This is a genomic window from Herbaspirillum rhizosphaerae (assembly GCF_001189965.1).
Taxonomy (GTDB): domain Bacteria; phylum Pseudomonadota; class Gammaproteobacteria; order Burkholderiales; family Burkholderiaceae_D; genus Herbaspirillum; species Herbaspirillum rhizosphaerae.
In genome coordinates this window covers 310,465-330,211 of record NZ_LFLU01000001.1, presented here as the reverse complement: position 1 = coordinate 330,211, position 19,747 = coordinate 310,465, and the positions used below count along the sequence as shown (strand labels likewise).

Here is a 19,747-nt window from a genome sequence, read left to right as displayed (position 1 = left end):
GTCTGATCAACCTGCCATGTGCGTTTCCAGTGCCGACAAAACCATCTTCCCCACGCAAGCGCCTTCGCCCGCATCTTCGCCGCATTGCTCTGGTCCTCGCGCTCATCAGCGCCGGCTGCGCCGCCGCCGGCAAGTACTACGACCCCGACAAACCGAACCGCACGCCGTCCGGCTTCCGCAACAACTACCCGCAAGAGCCGCGCGCCTCGCTGCTCAAATGGCAGTGGGAACGCATCACGCAAGGCTTGCCGAAGGCGCCGACCAACAACTACCGGTTCCCGATGGCCACGCCCGAGATCGCCTGGCTGCAAGCCAACAAGACGACGCCGAGCGTGACGTGGATCAGCCATGCGACGGCGCTGCTGCAAATCGACGGCATGAACGTCATCACCGACCCCATCTTTTCGGATCGCGCCTCGCCGTTCAGCTTTGTCGGCCCCCGGCGCAAGGTGCCGCTCAACATCGCGTTGACGCAACTGCCGCATATCGACGTGGTGGTGATTTCGCACAATCACTACGATCATCTGGATCAGGCCAGCGTCGAGCAACTGAATAAACAGGCCGGTGGCCCGCCTCTGTTCCTGGTGCCGCTGGGCGTGAAGGACTGGATGGCGGATATCGGCATCACCAACGTGCGCGAGATGGACTGGTGGGACAAGACCGCGGTCGGCAAACTGGACATCCATTTCGTCCCGGCGCAGCACTGGTCTGCGCGCGGCTTGATGGACCGGTCCGAGACCTTGTGGGGCGGCTGGGTGATCAAGACCGGCGAAGGCGCGCCGCATCCGTTCTCGGTCTTCTTTGCCGGCGACACCGGCTATTCAAAAGACTTCCAGGACATAGGGCGCAGCTTCGGCAGCTTCGACCTGGCGCTGATCCCGATCGGCGCCTATGCGCCGCGCTGGTTCATGAAGGGACAACACGTCGATCCCGCAGAAGCCGTGCAGATCCACCAGGACGTGCACGCAAAGCGCTCCATCGGCATCCATTGGGGCACCTTCGAACTGGCGGACGAACCGCTGGATGAGCCGCCGAAACTGCTGGCGGAAGCGGTGAAAAAGGCAGGATTGCCGGAAGATGAATTTACCGTGTTGAAGCACGGTGAAACCTTGAAGCTGGATTAAGTAAGCTTTGTCGAAAAAAAATCGCAGGGAAATTTCTTCCCCTGCGATTTTTTTACGCCTGTATTTTTACCAGCTTGCCGGTCAGTCGACGATGAAGAGTTTTGCTCCCGTTGCCGTCGACGAGCGATGCGCCTCGGCGTTGTCGGCCACCTGATAACTCATGCCGGCGGTGAGCAGGAAGGTGCGGCCGTCTTCCAGCTCGGTGTGCAATTCGCCTTCCATGCACAGCAAGACGTGCCCCTTCTTACACCAGTGATCGGCCAGGTAACCCGGCGTGTATTCGACCATGCGTACGCGGATGGGGCCGAACTGGCGCGTGCGCCAGTAGGCCATGCCGCTGTCGCCCTTGTGCTCGGTACGCTCGACTGTGTTCCAGTCGGTCGTCCCGAACGGCAGGTTGCCGATTTCCATTACAGCTTGGCGGCGATCAGTTTGCCCAGGCGTTCGACGCCGGCGCGGATTTTTTCCGGCGGCACGGTGACGAAGCTCAGGCGCAGCGTGTTGTGTTGCGGTTCGTTGGCGTAGAACGGCGCGCCCGGCACGAAGGCCACGTGCTGCTCGACCGCTTCTTTCAGCAACTCGCCGCTGTCGATATGCGCCGGCAGCGTGACCCAGATGAACATGCCGCCTTCCGGTTTGGTCCAGCTGGCGCCTGCCGGGAAGTAGGTCTGCAGCGCATCCAGCATGGCCTGGCATTGGTCGGCGTAGAGCTTGCGGATGGTCGGGATATGCGTTTGCAGGAAGCCGTCCTTGACCGCTTCGTACACCACCATCTGCGTCAGTTGCGCCGTGTGCAGGTCGGCGGCTTGCTTGGCTTGTTCCATCTTGCGGATCAGCGGCACCGGCGCCACCACGTAGCCCAGGCGGATGCCGGGCGTCAGCACCTTGGAGAACGAACCCATGTAGATCACGCCGGACGGATTCATGTTCAGCATCTTCGGCAGCGGATCGTTGCGATAGCTCAGCGCGCCGTACGGATCGTCTTCGATCAGCGGCAGGCCGATGCGGGCACAGGCTTCCACCAGCGCCAGGCGGCGATCCAGCGGCAGCGTGCGGCCGGTCGGGTTCTGGAAGTTCGGCAGCGAGTACAGCAGGCGCGCGCCCTTCCCCAGTTCTTCCACCGCCGAAGGGATCAGGCCTTGTTCATCGCTCGGCACCGAGATGAAATCCGGACCGTAGATCGAGAATGCCTGCAACGCGCCCAGATAGCTCGGCGTTTCGACCAGCACCTTGCTGCCTTCGTCGATCAGCACTTTGCCCAGCAGGTCCAGGCCTTGTTGCGAACCGGAGACCATCAGCACTTGCTCCGGCAGGATCTTCGCGCCGTCGGTCGACAGCGAATCGGCCACCCATTCACGCAGCGGGCCGTAGCCGTCGGTCGGACCGTATTGCAGCGCGATCTTGCCTTGATTGGTCAGCACGGTGTCGAAAGCCGCTTTCATGCGCTCGACCGGGAAGGTCGCCGGCGACGGCAGACCGCCTGCGAACGAGGTGATTTCCGGACGCATGGTGATCTTCAGGATTTCGCGGATGGCCGAGCTTTGCAGCTGCTGCGAACGTTTGGAGAAATTCCACTGGAGTGGATTGGGATTTTCGATTTTCATATTGCCTGCCAAAAATTGGGTAACGTACAAGTAACGTAGATGACAAAGCCCGGACCGGTCACAGGCCGGTCCGACGGCTTGCCTGAAGGGGGGTGGCGGTCGCTTAAGCGAGTTCGGCGATCAGCTCGATCTCGACGCACGCGCCCATCGGAATCTGCGCCACGCCGAAGGCCGAACGCGCATGTTTGCCTTGCTCGCCGAACAATTCGCCGATCAGCTCGGATGCGCCGTTGGTCACCAGATGTTGTTCCGTAAAATCGCCGGTCGAGTTGACCAGGCTCATCAGCTTGACGATGCGCTTGACCCGTGTCAGGTCGCCGCCGCAAGCTGCTTGCAATGTCGCCAGCAAATCGATCGCTACCGCACGGGCTGCCAGCTTGCCCTCTTCCGTCGTGATGTTCTTGCCGAACTGACCAACCCAGACCTTGCCGTCCTTCTTGGCCAGATGGCCGGACAGGAATACGGTGTTGCCTGCTTGCGCGTACATGACGTAGGCGGCAGCCGGTGCTGCGACGGCTGGCAATTCGATATTCAGGGCTTTGAGTTTTTCGTAGACGGACATGCGGTGCTCCTGTTTGCTGTGGCTGGAATGTCCGGCGTCAATATCGGTATTGACGCCCGGCAAGGCAGCACGTTTAGAAATGAAACAACTGGAATCCGCCATTATCGCAAATATCGCGACTTTGTGACGGAGAACATCGTGAAAAGCGTTGTCGGGACTGAATTAGCGCGGGGTTATCACGCAGTTCAACGTTTGATCGCCATGCGCTTGCCGATTGCCACAACGACAATAACCGCCGTCGCAAACATCAGGTTGCTCGCATCCAGCGGTTCGCCGACGATCACCGCGGCGCCTACCAGCGTCATGAAAGGTTGCAGCAATTGCACTTGCCCGACTCGCGCAATGCCGCCCAGCGCCAGGCCCTTGTACCAGAAGAAAAATCCGATGAACATCGAGAACAGCGAGACATAGGCAAACGCGCCCCATGCCTGTGGCGAAGCATCCACGCCGTAATGCCAGCCCAGCCAGACCGTGACCGGCAACACCACCGGCAAGGACAGCACCAGCGCCCAGCAGATCACCTGCTGCCCGCCCATGGCCTGCGACAGGCGGCCGCCTTCCGCATAGCCCATCGCAGCGGCAAACACCGCGGCAAACAAGGCGAAATCGGCCGGATGAAAACTGCCGCCGCCCTGGCGCAACGCAAAAACGATCACGATGGCGCTGCCGATCAGTGCGGCAATCCAGAAGCCGAGGGAAGGACGCTCGCCAAAACGCAAGGCGCCGAACAAGGCCGTCGCCAGCGGCAACAGGCCCACCACCACTGCGCCATGCGCAGCCGGCACATAGTGCATGGCGATCGACGAGAACAAGGGAAAACCTACCACCACGCCCAGCGCCGTGATCAGCAAGCCGCGCACCTGCAACATGGTCGGACGCGGCGCCTTGAGATGCCACAGCATGCCGATGGCGCAGATTGCCGCGACGAGCGCGCGGCCGAAGGCGACGAAGGCCGGGTTCAATTCGGCCACTGCGATGCGCGTGAACGGCAGCGTCAGGCTGAAGACGGCAACGCCGACAAAGCCCAGCCACATGCCTTTTGATTCAAGGCTCATTGATTTTGGTGCGCTTATTGCACCTCTTGCTTTTTCGGTCATCTCTTTCCTTCTTGTTTTATGTGGATGAGGTGCGCTCAACGATGATGCGCACTGCTCAAAGCCAGATCGCCACCGCCGAATAGATCGTCAGCGCCACCATCACGCCGCTGAATAGTGCACGCCACAGCGGCTGCGTCAGGTAACGCCGCAGCACCGCACCGGCGCCGGCCCACACGCTCACGCACGGCAAGTTCACCACGCTGAACACCAGGCAGTAAATCGCAATCGCCAGCCACACCGGCTGTATCAGCGGCAAGAACGCCGATGCGCCGGTAATCGCCATCACCCATGCCTTGGGATTGGCGAACTGGAACAAGGCCGCACCGAGGAAGGACATCGGCCGCACGTCGGCGCGCACATCCTGGCTGAAGCGCATGCTGCGCAGCTTCCACGCCAGATAGAGCAAGTAAGCGGAGCCGGCGACCTTGAGCAGCACATGCACCGCCGGCACCGCCACCACCAGGCTGCCGATGCCGGCGGCGCAGATTGCCAGCAGCACGGCAAAACCGAAGGTGATCCCGAGCATATGCGGAATCGAGCGCACGAAACCGAACCACACGCCCGACGAGGTCAGCATGATGTTGTTCGGCCCCGGCGTGATCGAAGTGACGAAAGCGAACGACGCCAGCGGCAACAGCGCCTCCATCTCAATACCCTCCCCGGCGCGGCGCCAGGCCGGTGCGCGCAAACCTGCCGGGCTTGCCGAACCGCCGTTGCCAGGCCGAGCGCATCGCCAGGCAGCGCGTCTTCAGCCACAGCGGCAATGTCAGTTCAGCGCGGTGTTCCAGATAGATCTCGCTGGCGATGGCGGCTTCGATCACCACCATCTTGCCCGGCTGTACGATGAGCGCATCGCCGGCGCTGAGCCAGAAGTCTTCCGGACGGCCTTCCTGCGTAATCCACACATGGCCGCGACGCACCAGCAGCAGACGGCTGCGTTCGAACTTGCCGGTCGCCAGCGCGCCGCTGCCGAGATGCAGGTGATGATGCTGTTGTGTCAGCCTGGTCATGCCGCCCTCCTGTTGTCTGCCGATGTTTGCTGTTGCTCCTGCCCTGCGTCCGGACGGCAGAGGATCTGCGCGAACATGTCGTGATCCACGTTGCCGCCCGACAGCGTCAGGCCGATGCGTTGCCCTTGCAGGCGATGGCGGACCTGCATGGCCGCCGCCAGCGCCGCGGCGCCCGCGCCTTCGGCAACGTTATGCGTCGCGGTGAAATACAGCTTCATGGCGTCGGCCACTTCGTCGTCGCTGACCGCGATCACTTCGTCCACCTGATCCAGGATCACCGCCAGCGAAGCATCGTCCGGTACCCGGCAGGCCATGCCGTCGGCGATCAGCGTGCTGACCGGCGACTCGATCTTGCTGCGGCTTTCAAACGACAGCTTGTAAGCCTGTGCATGCGCCGACACCACGCCGACGATGCGGGTGCGCACGTTCAGTGCGCGGCGTGCGGCGGCGGCGGCGCAAATGCCCGAGCCCTGGCCGATCGGGACGAACAGCACGTCGAGATCCGGCTGGGCGCGCAGCAACTCCATCCAGTAGGTCGACACGCCGGCGACGAGGTCGCGGTGGAACGACGGAATCATGTGCAGCGCATCGCGTTCGGCCAGCATTGCCGCATGCTCGCGGCTTTCCTGGAACTCCTTGCCGTGCTCCACCAGCTCGACGCCGAGCGCCTGCATGGCGGCATTTTTTTCCTTGCTGTTGCCTTGCGGGACGACGATGGTGGCGGCGATGCCGTAACGGCGTGCAGCGAAACCGACCGACTGTCCGTGGTTGCCGCGGGTGGCGGAAATCACGCCGCGCACGCGCCGCGCCGGCGGCAGTTGCGCCAATGCCTGCAGGTAGACCAGACCGCCGCGGATCTTGAAGGCGCCGGTCGGCGTATGATTCTCATGTTTGACCCAGGCCTCGGTGCCCAGCGCAATATTGAGCAGCGGCCAGGAATATTGCGGTGTGGCCGGCATGGCGGCATACACGGCCTTGGCGGCTTGCTCGATCTCGGCGTGGGTTGGCAACAAGTCATTCATGGTTCATCTCCTGCATCTGGGTCTTCTGGGCGCTCGCAACAACAAGCGTCGTAGTCACTTCATCAACTGTCGCCTATCCGCTGTGGGCCGATTGACTCCGGTCATGACATGGGTCTATCCTAATCGACATTACCAGTACAGTACCAGTACACTTAGACAAATAATCTCGAACATTGTCACGGCCAAATGACCAATACAGCTACCCGACTCAAGCCTGTCACCTCGCCTGCCTCCTCTGCCAATGCGCCGACGACGCTGCCCCTATTGTCGCGCGAAAGCGGCGATTCGCTGGTCGATCAGATCGTGCGCACCGTACAGTCGCGCATTGACGACAAGCTGCTGCGCACCGGCGCGCGCATGCCATCGATACGACAATTCGCGGATTTGCACAGCGTATCGCGCTTCACCGTGGTGGAAGCTTATGACCGCCTGGTGGCGCAGGGTTTTCTGGAATCGCGGCGCGGATCGGGGTTTTATGTGCGGGAGCGTTCACCTGTCGCCGGCGCCGCAACGACCGGTACAGTTTTGCCGCTACGCAGCAATCCTGCTCAATCCGGCAATGAACATGGCGCGTTTGACAACGGTGCTGCCCAGCCGCAGCAACTCGATGTGGTATGGCTGGTACGCAACATGTTCCGCCAGATGCCGCCGCAAAAGATGCCGGGCGGCGGCTTGTTGCCGCCGGACTGGCTCGACGGCGACCTGATCGGCAACGGCCTGCGTTCGGTGGGACGGCAAAATCAGTCGCTGCTGCTGACCTACGGCACGCCGCAAGGTTTTTTGCCGCTGCGCCAGCAACTGCAACTGAAACTGGCCGAGCTGGAAATCACCGCCGCGCCGGAGCAGATCGTCATGACTTCGGGCGTGACGCAGGGGCTGGACATCGTCGCGCGCCATTTCCTGCGGCCCGGCGATGTGATCTTCGTCGACGATCCTGCCTGGTTTCTGATGTTCGGCTCGTTTGCGGCGATGGGCGCGAAAGTGGTCGGCATCCCGCGCCTGGCCGACGGCCCCGATATCGCCAAGCTGGCCGAGCTGGCGGCGTTGCACAAACCGCGCCTGTACGTGATCAATTCGGTGCTGCACAACCCGACCTCGACCTCGCTGTCGGCGGCCAAGGCGTTCCAGATTCTGCGCCTGGCGGAAGAGCACGATTTCACCATCGTGGAAGACGACATCTACTGCGACATGCACCCCGGCGCGGGCGTGCAGGCGGCCACGCGCATTGCGGCGCTGGACCAGCTGCAGCGGGTGATTTATCTCGGCGGTTTTTCCAAGACGCTGTCGGCCAACCTGCGCGTCGGCTTCATCGCGACCTCACCCGAACTGGCGCGCCATCTGTCCGACCGCAAGATGCTGTCGACCCTGACCACCAGTGAAATCGGCGAGCGCGTGATCTACAAGATTTTGTCCGAAGGCCACTACCGCAAACATGCCGAGCGTTTGCGCAATCGCCTCAACGGCGTGCGCGACAAGGTGGTGCGGCAACTGGAGCGGGTCGGCCTCGACACCGGCCTGGCGACCGCCAGCGGCATGTTCATCTGGACCGACGCCGGACGCGACACCAATGTATTGACGGAAAAAGCGATGGCGCAGGGATTTCTGCTGGCGCCGGGCAGCCTGTTCTCGCCGAACCAGCTGCCGTCCACCAAGATGCGCATCAATGTCGCCAGCATGAGCGACCCCGGCATCTGGCGTTTTCTGGATGAAGAGCTGGGCAGGTGAAATGTCCGCTACCTGTTTGAATCAGGTAGCGGATAAAACAGCATCAGGCCAGGTGGATCCGTGCAATTTCCTGATTGGACGCGTTGTAGAACGCATAGTCGGTCGTACCGGGGAAGTAGACGTAGTGGTCCGATCCGTTGGCCGCGATCTGCAAGCTCTCGGTGTTGCTCATCTTGACGGTGAGAATATGCGAAGTGGCGCCGCTGGCGATGCCCATGTTGATGACGTCGGTGGCGGTGATCACGATATTGGTGCCGGAGCCGCTCGTCATGTCCAGGGTCGTGATGCCGGTGACCTTGTTGGAGAAATTGGCCAGGGTGATTGAGCTGCCCAGGTCGTCAAAGTGCAAGGTCGTGGTTCCGAGGCTGCCGTTGATGCTGGAGATGTTGGTCGCGCCGGTAGTCTGGTTGACCATGTCGCTCTGTGCGCCCAGCGCGCTGTGCGAACCGGCGCTGACGTTGATCGTATTGGCGCCGCTGCCGGTGGTGACGCTGTTGGTTCCACCCTGCTGGACATTGTAGATGTCGGTGCCGCTGCCGGCGCCGCCGCCCTGCAGCACGTTGGTGTTGGTGGTGCCGAGCGCCGTCAGCGTGTTGGCGTTGGCGTCGCCGATCAGCGTGCTGTTGACGTTGGCGCTGCCGGTCAGGTTTTCGATGTTGGCATACGTGTCGCCCGCGGCATCGCCGCCGGTGCCTACGTGATTCCCCAGATCGGCCGTGATCGCGGTGGTGGTGGAGTATTGATAGCTGACCGTATCGATACCCGCGCCGCCGTCGAATCGGTTGAGATTGCCGTCGGCCACAAAAGTATCGTTGCCGCCGCCGCCGGTCGCGTTCTGGATATTGGTGTAGGTGTCGCCGTTCGCAAACGAAGTCACGCCGGTCACCGCGTCGCCGCCGACGTGGTTGTACAAGTCCACCAGCACGCCGACGTTGGAGCGCGCATAGCTCACCGTATCGCCGTTGGCGCCGTGGCTGCTGCCGTTGAAGGCATTGGCGGCAGCACTGGCAAAGAAGGTGTCGTCGAAGTTGCTGCCGATGATATTGGCGATGCCGGTGAATTTGTCGCCGGCCGCATAACCGCCGCTGGTGCCGCTACCGGTGGTATTGGACAAATCCACCGTCACTGCGGCATTCGAGGACAGATAGCTCACGGTGTCGACGCCGCCCGCGCCGCCGTCGAAACTGTTGGCGATATTGTTGGCCACAAAGGTATCGTTGAAGCTGCTGCCGATCAGGTTGTCGATCAGGCTCAGCTTGTCGCCTGCAGCATCGCCGCCGGAGGTGCCGGTGCCGTCGATGAAATTCAGATCGACCGTGACGCCGGTAGCGGAGCCGGCATAGCTGGCATAGGTATTGGCATGATTGCCCGCAGTGCCGGCCAGCGTGTCGCCGCCGCCCAGGCCTGTCAGCACGGTCTTGCCCGCTGCAGCACCGGTCAGTATGTCGGCGAAGGTGCTGCCGATGATGTTTTCCATGTTGGCGTAGGTGTCGCCTTGCGCATAACCTCCGGAACCTGCGGAGTTGTTGCTCAGGTTGACGGTGACGCCTGCAGTCGAGCTGATGTAGCTGACCGTATCGGAACCCGCGCCGCCGTCGAAACTGTTGGCCTGCGAGTTGGAGATGAAGGTGTCGTCGTTGCCGCTGCCGATCAGGTTGTCGATGAAGCTGAGCTTGTCGCCGGCAGCATCGCCGCCGGAAGTGCCGGTGCCGTTGGTAAAGTTCAGGTCGATCGTCACGGCGCTGCCGGAACCGGCATAGCTGGCGTAAGTATTGGCGCGATTCGCGGCGACGCCGGTCAGCGTATCGCCGCCTGCCCCGCCGGTCAGCACCGTCGCGCCGGTCGAAGCGCCGGTGAGGATATCGTTGCCGCTGCCGCCGATCACGTTCTCGATGCTGATGTAGGTATCGCCCTGCGCGAATCCGCCCGAGCCGGTGCCGCCGCCCACGCTCAGATTGACGGTGACCGCCGCGCTGGAACCGGCATAGCTGACCGTGTCGCTGCCGGCCGTACCGCCGTCGAACGTATTGGCGGAGGCGTTGCCGACAAAGGTGTCGTCGTATTGCGTGCCGATGACGTTCTCGATACTGGTATAGGTGTCATTGGCGGCGAATCCGCCGGTACCCGCGCCCGTATTCAGATTCACAGTGACGCCGTTGCCGTCGTTGGCCGCCGCGTAGCTGACCGTATCCGACCCTGTGCCGCCGTCGAACTTGTTGCCGGCTGCGCTGGCGATGAAAATATCATCGCCTGAGCCGCCCGTTACGTCCTGGATATTGACGTAGGTATCGCCTGCCGCGAGGCTGCCGGTGCCGCCGCTGCCTGCGCCGGTGAAGAGATTGACGGTTTCCGCGACGGTCGAATTGGAATAGTCGACGCGGTTGTGCGACGTTGCGGTGCTGGTGCCGCCGTCGAAGTTGTTGGCGGCCGCGCTGGCGACAAAAATGTCGTCCGCCGAACCGCCGGTGACGTCCTGAATATTCGTATAGGTGTCGCCGTTGGCCAGGCTGTTGGTGCCGCCTGTGCCGGCGCCGCTAAACAGGTTGACCGTTTCCGACACGGTCGAATTGACGTAGCTCACGCGGTTATGCGAAGTGGCCGTGCTGGCGCCGCCGTCGAATTTGTTGGCTGCTGCGCTGGCAATGAACAGATCGTCGGCCGAGCCGCCGGTGACGTCCTGGATGTTGGTATACGTATCGCCCTGCGCCAGGGTGCCCGTGCCTGCTCCGGTGAACAGATTGACCGTTTCCGATGCGCCGGAGTTCGCGTAGCTGACGCGGTTATGCAGGGAACCGGTGCCGCCGTCGAACTTGTTGGCGGCCAGGCTGGCGATGAAGGTGTCGTCGGCGCTGCCGCCGGTGACGTCCTGGATATTCGTATACGTGTCGCCATTGGCCAGGCTGCCGGCGCCGCCGGTGCCGACGCCGAGAAACAGGTCGACCGTCTCCGCTACCGTCGAGTTGGTGTAGCTGACCTGGTTGTGCACAGAGCCGGTGCCGCCGTCGAAATTATTGGCCGCCGCGCTGGCGACGAAGATATCGTCGGCAGTGCCGCCGGTCACGTCCTGGATGTTGGTATAAGTGTCGCCGTTGGCCAGGCTGCCGGCGCCGCCCGTACCGGCGCCGGTAAACAGGTTGACCGTCTCCGCAACGGTCGACGTGGCGTAGCTGACGCGGTTATGCAGCGAACCGGTGCCGCCGTCGAATTTGTTGGCGGCCGCGCTGGCGATGAACAAATCGTCGGCCGAGCCGCCGGTCACGTCCTGGATGTTGGTGTAGGTATCGCCGTTGGCCAAACTGCCGGCGCCGCCCGTGCCTGCGCCGGTGAGCAGATTGACCGTCTCCGACACGATCGAATTGGCATAGCTGACGCGGTTGTGCAACGAGCCGGTGCCGCCGTCGAAGTTGTTGGCGGCCGCGCTGGCGATAAACGTATCGTCCGCTGTGCCGCCGGTGACATCCTGAATATTGATATAGGTGTCGCCTTGCGCCAGCGTACCGGTGCCGGCGCCGACGAACAGGTCGACCGTTTCCGAAGCCGTCGAGTTGACGTAGCTGACACGATTATGCGAGGTCGCTGTGCTGGCGCCGCCGTTGAAGTTGTTGGCGGCCGCACTGGCGATGAACAAGTCGTCGGCCGAACCGCCGGTGACGTCCTGGATATTGGTATAGGTATCGCCTTGCGCCAGCGTACCGGTACCTGCACCGGTAAACAAGTTGACGGTTTCCGACGCGGCCGAATTGGCGTAGCTGACACGATTGTGCGAAGTGGCCGTGCTGGTGCCGCCGTCGAAGCTGTTGGCAGCCAGACTGGCGACAAAGGTATCGTCGCCGGAGCCGCCGGTGACGTCCTGAATATTGACGTAGGTATCGCCTGCGGCGAACGTGCCGCTGCCGCTGCCGAGGAACAGGTCGACCGTTTCTGCTGCGGTCGAATTGGCGTAGCTCACGCGGTTGTGCAGCGAACCGCTGCCGCCGTCGAACGCGTTGGCTGCCGTGCTGGCGACAAACGTATCGTCGGCCGTGCCGCCGGTGACATCCTGGATATTGGTGTAGGTATCGCCGTTGGCCAGGCTGCCGGCGCCGCCGCTGCCCGTGCCGAGATACAGGTCGACGGTTTCCGACACGGTCGAATTGGTATAGCTGACGCGATTGTGCGAGGTTGCCGTGCTGGTGCCGCCGTCGAACTTGTTGGCGGCGGCGCTGGCGATGAACAGATCGTCCGCGGTGCCGCCGGTGACATCCTGGATGTTGACATAGGTGTCGCCATTGGCCAGACTGCCGGCGCCGCCGCTGCCGTTGCCGGTGAAGAGATTGACGGTTTCCGCTACGGTCGAGTTGGCATAGCTCACGCGGTTATGCGAAGCCGCGGTGCTGGTGCCGCCGTCAAAATTGTTGGCTGCGGCGCTGGCCACAAAAATATCGTCCCCCGAACCGCCGGTCACGTCCTGGATATTGCTGTACGTATCGCCGTTGGCAAAACTGCCGAGGCCGCCGGTGCCTGCGCCGATAAACAAGTTGACCGTCTCGGCCACGGTCGAATTGACGTAGCTCACGCGATTATGCGACGCCGCCGTGCTGACGCCGCCTTCGAACGCATTGGCTGCCGTGCTGGCGATGAACAGGTCGTCCGCGGAAGAGCCGATCACGTTCTGGATGTTGGCGTAGGTATCGCCCTGCGCATAGCCTCCCGTGCCCGTTCCGGCCACCAGATCGACGGTCACGGCCGCGCCCGACGACGCATAGCTGACGGTATCCGAACCGCCGCCGCCGTCAAAACGGTTGACGTCGTTGGAGGCGACGAAAATATCGTTATAGGACGAACCGATGACGTTCTGGATATTGGCATACGTGTCGCCCGCGGCAAAACCGTTGCTGCCGGCCCCGGTCACCAGGTTGACGGTAACGCCCACGCCGTCGCTGGCGCGCGCATAGCTGACCGTATCGCTGCCGGCGCTGCCGCCGTTGAATGCATTGGCCGCTGCGCTGGCGATGAAGGTGTCGTTGAATGCACTGCCCGTCACGTTCTGAATATTGACATAGGTATCGCCTGCGGCATATCCGCCGGCGCCGGTGCCATCGACCAGATCGACTGTCACCGCAGCGTTCGACGATGCATAGCTGACGCGGTTCGAACCGCCACCGCCGTCGAAGTTGTTGTTCGCCAGGTTGGCGACAAAGGTGTCGTCGAAATTGCTGCCGGTCAGATCCTGGATATTGGACAGCTGATCACCCTGCGCATAGCCGCCGCTGGTGCCCGTGCCGTTGGTAAAGTTTAGGTCGACGGTCACGGCGGCATTCGATGCCGCGTAGCTGACGCGATTGTGCGAACCGGCGGTGCTGACGCCGCCGTCGAGCTTGTTGGCGTCGGCGCTGGCGATGAAAGTGTCGTCGGAGGCGCCGCCGACCAGATTCTGGATATTCGTGAAGGAGTCGCCGTTGGCGTACAGGCTGCCGCCGGTGCCGGTGCCGATGGTATTGGTCAGGTCGATCGTGACCGAGCCTGTGGCATAAAAGTAGCTGACGGTATTGACGCCGCCGCCGCCGTCGAAATTGTTGACGTCCGAACTGGCGATGAAGGTGTCGTCAAAATTGCTGCCGATCACATTCTGGATATGCGCCAGCGTATCGCCCTGCGCATAGCCGCCGCTGGCCGTGCCGTCGTACAGGCTGACCGTGACGCCGGCGTTGGACAGCGCATAGCTGACCGTATCCGAACCGGCCAGGCCGCCATCGAAATGGTTGGCCACGGCGCTGGAAATGAAAGTGTCCGAATACGAACTGCCGGTCGCGTTCTGAATATTGGCGTAGGTATTGTTCTGCGCATAACCGCCGCTGCCGGTCATCGTCACCATGTTGACCGTGACGCCGGCGTTGGAGGCGCCATAGTTGATGGTGTCGGAGCCGCCGCTGCCGCCATCGAAGTTGCGGCTGTCGGGGCCGGCGATGAAGGTGTCGTTGAAGGCGCTGCCGATGACGTTCTGGATACGGTTGTAAGTGTCGCCTTCGGCATCGCCGCCGACGCCGCGGCCGCTGACGAAGTTGACCGACACGCCGGCCGCCGAATTGGCATAGCTGACGGTGTCCAGACCGCCGCTGCCGCCGTCGAAACTGTTGGCGTCGATATTGGCGACGAAGGTGTCGTTGAAGGCGCTGCCGATGACGTTCTGGATATGCACGTAAGTATCGCCCGCAGCCGAACCGCCGGTACCCACGCCGGTGCTCAGGTTGACGTTCACGCCGGCGGTCGAGCTGGCGTAGGAGACCGTATCCGAACCGCCGCTGCCGCCATCGAAATGATTGGCCAGCGTATTGGCGATGAATACGTCGCTGTAGGCGCTGCCTGTCGCGTTCTGAATCGAGACATAGGTGTCGCCCTCGGCATAGCCGCCGGTGCCGGTCCCGGTGATCAGGTTGACCGTCACGCCGGAAGTGGAGGCCGAATAGGACACGGTGTCCGAGCCGCCGGTGCCGCCGTCGAGGCGGTTAACCTTGTCGTTCGCCACGAACGTGTCGCTGTAGGCGCTGCCGATCAGGTTCTGGATATTGCTCAGCACATCGCCTTGCGCATCGCCGCCGGTGCCCAGACCGGTGGTCAGATCGACTGTCACACCGGCCGTGGATGTCTTGTAACCCGCGGTATTGACGCCTTGCGTGCCGCCGGTCAATACGTCGGCGCCGGCATTGCCTTGGAAGTAAGTGTTGCCGCTGCCGCCGATGATGGTATCGACGCCGGCGCCGCCATACAGCGAATCGTTGGCGTTGCTGCCGTAAATGGTCACGCCGCCGTCGCCGGCATGGATCTCATGCGGCACGCCCTGCGCCGGCAACACCCAGACGCTCTTGCCGGTGGCAGGATCGAGATAGGTCAGATCGGTATAGGCGCTGGCATCCTTGATGACGACCACGCGCGAATCCATCAGGTGCGTGATGCCATCCGCGGTCAGCACCGCCACATCGAAACTGATCGTCGACGTCGGCGATGTCGCCTGCGTCGGATCGGCTACCTGTGTGGTGTATTGCACTTGCAGCGCAAACGACTTGTCGCCGGCATTCGGCGTGATCTGGTAGACGCCGCCGCCCAGGCTGACCGCATTGAGGATCGTCATCGTCGACGGCACGCCGCTGATGGTGATCGTCTTGACGGTGCCGTCGCCGGTGACATTGAGTTCGAAAATCTTGATGAAGGCATTTTGCGTGGTGCTGCTCGTGGCATAAATGGTATGCACGTCATTACCGGCATTGATGATCTGCGGCGCGAACTGCACGGCGTTGGAGCCGTCCGACGCCGACGCGGCATTGCCACCGCTGCCGAACAGCACGCTGCCGACCTGCGTCTGCGTGGTCAGGTTGACCAGGTTGAGATTCATCGCCGGCGTCTGCGGTCCCACCACGGGATCCGTCAATGCCGCTCCCGGACGTTCCTGGATCACCGGGGACAGCAGCTTGATCTGCACCTCGGCGCCGTTCGACGCCGGCGGCGCCGGCGGAACCGGGATCGACGGCAAGGCCAGATTCTGCAAGCCGTTACTGGTCAGCGAACCGGCGTTCTCCTGAATGACCTTCGCCAGCTGGCTGGTCGCGGCCGGATTGATCTGCGCATTGTTGTTGGAGGTGAAGTGATTGTCCGCAGCGGCGTCGGCGGTGGGATCCGAATTGAGGATCTTCGACTGATCGCTGTTCGCCAGCGGAATCTTGCCGACCAGATCAAACAGGCCGGAGGTATTCTGCGGCGCGTCGTTGAAGATAACCTTGGAGTTGTCATCCATTGCTCCCAGAGCACCGCCGGCCAGCACTGTTTTGCTGCCGTCCGCCATCTCCAGCACCATGTCGACGTCCACCACCTGCACATGCTTGACCGCGCTGCGCGGCACATTCAGGTGATAGCTGCCGCCCTGATCGGGCATCGCCACGCTGGCAGAGCCGGCAACGGGATTGGCAGCATTAGCAGCATTGGCAGTCTTGCCGGCATCGCCGGATTTTGCTGGAGTAGGTTTTGGTGCAGTTGCCATGGAAAACCTCGCTATCGGAGATTAATTACAAATTCACGAATTCTTGTTTGCTACAACTATCGCTAAACTATTGCTGCAATATCTGCGCACTCGGCCCGTCGGCGACGATCTTGCCGTCGTTGAGCACGATGATGCGATCCATCTGTTTGAGCAGCGCGGTGCTGTGGGTTGCAATCACCACCGTGCGCTGCGCCGAAAATGCACGAAGACGCTCGATGATGCGCGTCTCGGTGGTCTGGTCGATGCCGGTGGTCGGCTCATCCAGCAGCATCACGGTCGGCATGCCGGCCACGGTGCGCGCCAGCGCCACCATCTGCCGCTGGCCGCCGGACAGGTTGCCGGGCGCTTTCAGCAGTTGGTCCAGGCGCAGTTCGCCGCGCGCAATCAGGTCGTCCACGCTGGAAACCGCCAGCGCCGTTTCATACACTTTGCTGTCGATGCGATCGCCGACAAAAATATTGGACGCCAGGCTGCCGTCGAAAATGAAAGGTTCCTGCGGCTTGTAGCCGATGCAACGCATGCGCACCGGCGTTGCATAGGCCGTCACCGCAACGCCGTCGATCAGCACCTGGCCCTTGCCCGGCTCGACCCTGTGCAAGCCGGCCAGTGCACGCAGCAAGCTGCTCTTGCCGGAACCTGAGCGACCGACGATGCCGACCTTCTCGCCCGGCCTGATCGTCAGCGAGACGTTGTCCAGCGCCGGCTTTTCGTTCTTGTCCAGATGCAGCGTCAGATTGACCACCTGGATCAGGCCGCTCATGTCCTGCCGCAAGACGTCGGCGACTTCTTGCGCCCCGCCGCCGCCCTCGTCGTCGAACATGTCTTCGAATGCGGCGCGTGCGCGCCTGAACATTTCCAGGCGTCCCAACACCGTCGCCACCGACGACGTCATCGAGGTGGCGCGGCTGATCAGCAGCGAACTGGCGATCAGCGCGCCGACGGTCAGTTGATTGTCTTCCACCAGATACACGCCGACCACCAGCGTCGCAACCGAAATGAAGGTATTGCCGACGGCCGACGTGGCGTAGCCGACATTCATCCAGAAACGGCTCTTGGCCATGCCCACCGCATTGTCGGCGGCGTCCGACAGGAAAGTCTTGAGCAGCCGGTATTGCAGAGGCGAGGTCTTCAGCGTCTCCATGCCGAACACCAGGCTGGCCAGCTTGTCGGTCTTGCCGATGCCGGATTTCATCGCGGCGTTGCCGTAATCGGTGGCCGGGATCTTGCACAGCAATTGCGCGCTCACCAGGATCGCGCCGCCCACCAGCATGACCCACACGATATGCCCGCCGATCATGCCCAGCGCCACCAGATACAGCAGCAGGAAAGGCAGGTCGACCAGCACCAGCATGTAGTTCGACGACAGCAGGTCGCGGGCGTTGCTGAGGTCGCGGTATTTGGCCAGCACCACGCCGACCGGCGCCGTCACTTTGGATTCCAGCAAACGGCGCGCCGAGGCGCCATCGAATTCGATGTCGAAACGTCCCGCCAGCTGCTCGATGTAATACACCCGGATCACGCGCAGGATCAGTTCCAGCACGATGAACAAACCCATGCCCAGCGTCAGCGCCCACAAGGTTTCCGGAATGTGGTTGCCGATCACCTTGTCGTACACCAGCCGCGAATAGATCGGCATGAACAGGCCGAACACGTTGATCAGCACGCCGGCCACGATGATCTCGACGAAGCGGCTGCCGTAGGCGCGCATCAGCGTCAGATACACCGGGTCCTTGCGCAGGGAGCGCAAATCGGCTTGCGGCTGATCGACGTGGATTTGGTCGCTTTCGTTCATGAGGTCGTCGGGTTCTGGTCAGGTAAAGATGAAGATCAGGTGTTTTCCTTTTTGGATGACGAAATCTCGCGGAGGGCTTCGCGGATTTCAAGACGCAAATCCTTGACCATGGTCACGCGGCCGCTGCGCATTTCGTCGATCACGGTTTGCGTGTTGATGTTCTGACGCATCAGCGCTTCGGTGATCGAGGTCATCGAGGTCGGGATGGCGCCGAGGTTCTTGACGCGGTCGTTCATCATCGCCATGTGCTTGGCCAGGTCGATCTGCAGCTGGCGCGACGACAGCGCGTCGCGCGTCATGTTGCTGGAGTTCTCGCCGATGGCCTTGCCCAGTTCGCCCAGACGCTCGGACACGGCCGAGTGGATTTCGCCCTGATGCTGGATCGCACCGAGTTCGTCGGCGATGCGGATGGAGATCTGGTTGAGCAGCGTCGGCATCTGCGCGATGTGCTGCGCCGTTTTCTCGGTCATGTTGGCGGCTTCCGACTGCTGCGCCTGCAGGGAAGTCAGCGCCGACGACAGCGACACCTGGCCGCTTTCCATGGTCGAGACGATCTTCGGCAACATGTCGAAACTGCGCAGGGCGATATCGCCATTGACCGACAGGCGCTCTTCCAGCAGCGACAGGCTTTGGGTCAGGTCGCGCGCGGAGGTCATTTTTTGATTGATGATCTGGCCGACGTTGCGGATTTCTTCCAGGGTCTGCTGGCCGACTTCGTGCATGCGCGGGCCGAAAGAGACCAGCTGGCGCAGGTTCTTCGATTCTTCCATGCTGGCGTGGAACAGCTCGACGATGTTGTTGAGGCGGTCGTTCATGCCTTCCAGCTTGATACCGGCCTGCATCGAGGCTTCCGAGCTGGCGCGCGACGCCATGATGGATTCGCGCTGCAGCACCATCAAGTCTTGCAGGAACTCAGCGAGGAATTGCTCCGATACGCCCTGACGGCCGGAAGCGCCGGCGGCCGGACCGCTCATGTCGTGGATGACGTGCTGCACCATGTCGCTGATACATTCGCGCGCACTGCCAGTCAGCTTTTTGCCGGCGGCGCGCAGCGGCGTCAGCGTCAGGCCCAGGGCCAGCGAACCGATCAGACCGAACATCGATGCCGAAAACGCGGTGCCCATACTGGCCAGCGGTTTTTGCAGATCGGACACCAGATGCATGAAGGAGGCATCCATGTCGCCGCCCTGGGTCGCCTTGCCGAAGCCGTCGATCAGCGCAGCCGTGCCGACCAGGGTTTCCAGCAGGCCGATAAAGGTGCCGAGCAGGCCGAGCGCGATCATGAAGCCGGTCAGGAATTGCGGGAATTCGGTTTTGGCTTCCAGATGCGCCTGCAGGTCCGACAAGGAGCGCTCAATGGTTTCCTGTTCGATACGCGAAGTCAGGCGGCCCTTGGTGCTGGCGACGCTGGTCAGCACCTTGCCGATTTCGCTGTTCTGGAATTCCGGCGCCTTGGCCAGTTCCATCATCTCTTCGCCGCCGTTCACGCGCGCGTAAAACAGCATCAGCTTGTTGTATTCCCAGTTCACGCGCCAGATGTTGTAGACGATCAGCGAAACGCCGAACACGGCCACGCTGATGATGAACAGGTTCAGGAAGGGATTGATCCGGATCGCATGCAGCACGAAATCCCTGAACAGGAAGCCGCCCAGTAGCAGGAACATGGACGGAATCGCAGCAAGGGCATAAAAATTGCGCAGGTTTTTCATACGATCAGGTTCCGAAAAAAGGAAAACAAATAATTAAATAATCAGGATACGGCTTGTTCATTGCGACCTCATGACGCCATCGCGGCCATCG

The 19,747-nt window shown here is 62.0% G+C and carries 11 protein-coding genes and 2 pseudogenes; 2 read left to right on the top strand and 11 right to left on the bottom strand.

Features of this window, described 5'->3' with window-relative positions; genetic code table 11:
* The first annotated feature begins 29 nt into the window (after positions 1-29).
* Complete coding sequence (locus AKL25_RS01445) at positions 30-1,124, top strand: MBL fold metallo-hydrolase (RefSeq protein WP_420840694.1); 1,095 nt, start codon at positions 30-32, stop codon at positions 1,122-1,124.
* A gap of 81 nt (positions 1,125-1,205) precedes the next feature.
* Here AKL25_RS01445 and AKL25_RS01440 read toward each other — a convergent pair whose 3' ends face one another.
* From AKL25_RS01440 to AKL25_RS01410, 7 genes are all read right to left on the bottom strand, one after another.
* Complete coding sequence (locus tag AKL25_RS01440) at positions 1,206-1,535, bottom strand: DHCW motif cupin fold protein (RefSeq protein WP_050475857.1); 330 nt, start codon at positions 1,533-1,535, stop codon at positions 1,206-1,208.
* A complete protein-coding gene (locus AKL25_RS01435; RefSeq protein ID WP_050475856.1) occupies positions 1,535-2,728 on the bottom strand; it encodes an aminotransferase-like domain-containing protein in 1,194 nt (397 codons plus the stop codon). The genes AKL25_RS01440 and AKL25_RS01435 overlap by 1 nt, the downstream gene beginning before the upstream one ends.
* 103 nt (positions 2,729-2,831) lie before the next feature.
* A complete protein-coding gene (locus tag AKL25_RS01430; protein ID WP_050476106.1) occupies positions 2,832-3,290 on the bottom strand; it encodes a RidA family protein in 459 nt (152 codons plus the stop codon).
* Between the two features lie 185 nt (positions 3,291-3,475).
* The gene (locus tag AKL25_RS01425) at positions 3,476-4,345 is read right to left on the bottom strand and encodes a DMT family transporter (protein ID WP_167541843.1); all 870 of its coding nucleotides are present in this window, start codon (positions 4,343-4,345) and stop codon (positions 3,476-3,478) included.
* Positions 4,346-4,442: 97 nt separating this feature from the next.
* Positions 4,443-5,033 (bottom strand): LysE family translocator, encoded by a 591-nt coding sequence (locus AKL25_RS01420; RefSeq protein WP_050475854.1) that lies wholly within the window; start codon positions 5,031-5,033, stop codon positions 4,443-4,445.
* Position 5,034: 1 nt separating this feature from the next.
* The gene (locus tag AKL25_RS01415; RefSeq protein WP_050475853.1) at positions 5,035-5,397 is read right to left on the bottom strand and encodes a DUF2917 domain-containing protein; all 363 of its coding nucleotides are present in this window, start codon (positions 5,395-5,397) and stop codon (positions 5,035-5,037) included.
* A complete protein-coding gene (locus AKL25_RS01410) occupies positions 5,394-6,419 on the bottom strand; it encodes a threonine dehydratase (protein WP_050475852.1) in 1,026 nt (341 codons plus the stop codon). Before AKL25_RS01410 ends, AKL25_RS01415 begins: the two co-directional genes overlap by 4 nt.
* 186 nt (positions 6,420-6,605) lie before the next feature.
* Between AKL25_RS01410 and AKL25_RS01405 the strand changes: the two genes are divergently transcribed.
* Positions 6,606-8,144 carry an aminotransferase-like domain-containing protein gene (locus AKL25_RS01405; RefSeq protein WP_050475851.1) on the top strand — a complete coding sequence of 513 codons (1,539 nt, stop codon included), beginning with the start codon at positions 6,606-6,608 and terminating at the stop codon, positions 8,142-8,144.
* 43 nt (positions 8,145-8,187) lie between these two features.
* On the opposite strand, the gene AKL25_RS01400 is transcribed toward AKL25_RS01405, so the two are convergent.
* The 4 genes and pseudogenes from AKL25_RS01400 to AKL25_RS01390 form a co-directional block, all read right to left on the bottom strand.
* Positions 8,188-16,155: a beta strand repeat-containing protein gene (locus tag AKL25_RS01400; RefSeq protein ID WP_240475619.1), complete on the bottom strand. Its 7,968-nt coding sequence runs from the start codon at positions 16,153-16,155 to the stop codon at positions 8,188-8,190.
* A 67-nt stretch (positions 16,156-16,222) separates the two neighbouring features.
* Positions 16,223-16,834: pseudogene (locus AKL25_RS24795) on the bottom strand (ATP-binding cassette domain-containing protein); the annotation flags it as partial.
* A gap of 237 nt (positions 16,835-17,071) precedes the next feature.
* A pseudogene (locus AKL25_RS24790) lies at positions 17,072-17,863 on the bottom strand (ABC transporter transmembrane domain-containing protein); the annotation flags it as partial.
* Between the two features lie 119 nt (positions 17,864-17,982).
* On the bottom strand, positions 17,983-19,656 hold the full coding sequence (locus tag AKL25_RS01390) for a hypothetical protein (protein ID WP_050475848.1): 1,674 nt from the start codon (positions 19,654-19,656) through the stop codon (positions 17,983-17,985).
* Between the last annotated feature and the right edge of the window lie 91 nt (positions 19,657-19,747).